The 1,711-nt window shown below is 68.1% G+C and carries 3 protein-coding genes; 1 reads left to right on the top strand and 2 read right to left on the bottom strand.

What is annotated here, in order from left to right; genetic code table 11:
- Positions 1-321, bottom strand: a 321-nt coding sequence (locus tag ACQKIP_RS46760) for a phosphotransferase (RefSeq protein WP_427745794.1), incomplete at its 3' end; no start/stop codon positions are given.
- A 67-nt stretch (positions 322-388) separates the two neighbouring features.
- Here ACQKIP_RS46760 and ACQKIP_RS46755 point away from each other — a divergent pair.
- Positions 389-892: a MaoC family dehydratase gene (locus tag ACQKIP_RS46755; RefSeq protein WP_365856691.1), complete on the top strand. Its 504-nt coding sequence runs from the start codon at positions 389-391 to the stop codon at positions 890-892.
- Between the two features lies 1 nt (position 893).
- Here the strand turns inward: ACQKIP_RS46755 and ACQKIP_RS46750 are convergent, their stop codons facing one another.
- Positions 894-1,643 carry a MerR family transcriptional regulator gene (locus tag ACQKIP_RS46750; protein ID WP_365856693.1) on the bottom strand — a complete coding sequence of 250 codons (750 nt, stop codon included), beginning with the start codon at positions 1,641-1,643 and terminating at the stop codon, positions 894-896.
- Positions 1,644-1,711: the final 68 nt, after the last annotated feature.

The following is a 1,711-nucleotide window of genomic DNA, read 5'->3' as shown; positions in this document are numbered from 1 at the left end:
GACCGGAACCGCGCGGAGCGTGGCGGCAGGAACCGCGGCGTACAGACTGCGTGCTGCTTCTGCCAGCGCCTCTACCTGCTCATCTCCCAGGGCGCACCCACGCAGGGGCACACCGGGAAGCCGGGACATCACCACGGTAGACCCGGCCGCTGTGAGATCCGCCTTCCGGGGTTCAGGGGCCAGCCCCGGCGCATGAGCGGACAGGAGCATCAATGCGCTCCATTCGCGCTCGGCACGGGCTTGGTCCCCTCCGGGGAACCGTTTGACCACCTGGTCGGAGGCCACCTCGACCGCGTGAGAACTCCATGCGACAGAAGCCATGAGAAGCGATCATGCCAGGATTCACTTCGGTCCCGCCGGAGGAGCGGCATCGGATAGCGTGCGGACGATGACCGATACATCGACCTCAGCGCTGGGCGGCGCGGACTTCAACACACCGATCCACAAACGCTACTTCGAGGACTACACTCCCGGATCGACCTACACCTACGGCAGCATCACCCTCATCGAGGAGGACATCCTCCGCTTCGCCGCCGAATTCGACCCGCAGAGCATCCACACCGACCCCGAGGCCGCCGCGACCGGCCCCTTCAAAGGGCTCATCGCCAGCGGCTGGCACACCGCATCCGTGATGATGCGCCTGTACGCCGACCATTACGTCAGCAAGGTCGCCAGCCTGGCGTCCCCCGGCATCGACGAACTGCGCTGGGTCCGCCCGGTCCGTCCCGGCGACAGCCTGTCCATCCGCACGACCATCCGTACGGCCCGGCCCTCACGGACGAAACCGGACCGCGGGATCGTGCACACGGACGTCGAAGTCCGCAACCAGCACGACGAGACGGTGCTCACCCTGACCGCGATGAACCTTCTGCTGCGCCGACCGGCCAGCTGAGTCACCCGGCGGGCGATTCCCTGACTGACATGATGACGGTTGCCAGGTCCGTGCCCGCCCGCAGCAGTGCCACGGTCCGCAGGGCGATCTGGTCGAGACGCTGTTGCAGGACGAGTTGCGTCTCCTCCAGACCGTCGAGCCGGTCCAGTGAGGCCATGATGTCGCGCACCGCGGGAATGCCGTAGCCAGTGCTGCGCAGCGCCGCCACGATGCGGGCCGCTCTGATCGCCGGGAGCCCGTAGCGACGCGCGCGCAGCGACGTCACTCGCTCGGGGGCGACGAGCCCTTCCTGCTCCCAGAACCGTAGCGTCGAGGGACGCACGTCGAGCGCCGCGGCCAGCTGCGTGATCGTCATCGCGTCGCTCTCCGGCTCGAACCCGGAGGTGTCGGTCTCCTCCCGGATCGCGCGCAACGCCTGTTGGGCGCGCAAAGCCTCGTCCCGTTCCCGCGCGAGCCCCACGTGCACCGCGCTGATCGCCGAGGCCGCCGCCGCGAGCGACTGCGTCCGCAGCTCCGCGAGCATCTGCCGGGCTGCGACAGGCCCGACAGCACCGGCGAGTCCGCGATAGGCGCCGAGGGCCTGCACGTGGGCGGAGGTGTAGGAGCGGTAGCCGTTGCCCGACCGGGCTGCCGGGGGAAGGACTCCCAGCCGCTCCAGGTCGCGCACCTGCTGCACCGAATACCCCGACTCCTTGGCGACATCGACGGTTCTCAGCGGTGTTCGTCGCGCTCCGCTCACGGTCTCGCCCATCGGTCCAACCCCACATAAGCACTTGAAGGTGATGCTTGAACCATGAGTATGGAACAGATCATCGAGAC

Origin of the sequence: Streptomyces sp. NPDC059900, assembly GCF_050270335.1 — a bacterium.
Taxonomy (GTDB): domain Bacteria; phylum Actinomycetota; class Actinomycetes; order Streptomycetales; family Streptomycetaceae; genus Streptomyces.
Note: the sequence above shows the minus strand (reverse complement) of the source record. Positions and strands in the feature narration are given on the sequence as shown.

What these genes read in the sequence shown, in the direction of transcription:
- ACQKIP_RS46750 (WP_365856693.1), bottom strand. Translation starts at nt 1,643, where the DNA reads ATGGGCGAGACCGTGAGCGGAGCGCGACGAACACCGCTGAGAACCGTC.
- ACQKIP_RS46755 (WP_365856691.1), top strand. Translation starts at nt 389, where the DNA reads ATGACCGATACATCGACCTCAGCGCTGGGCGGCGCGGACTTCAACACA.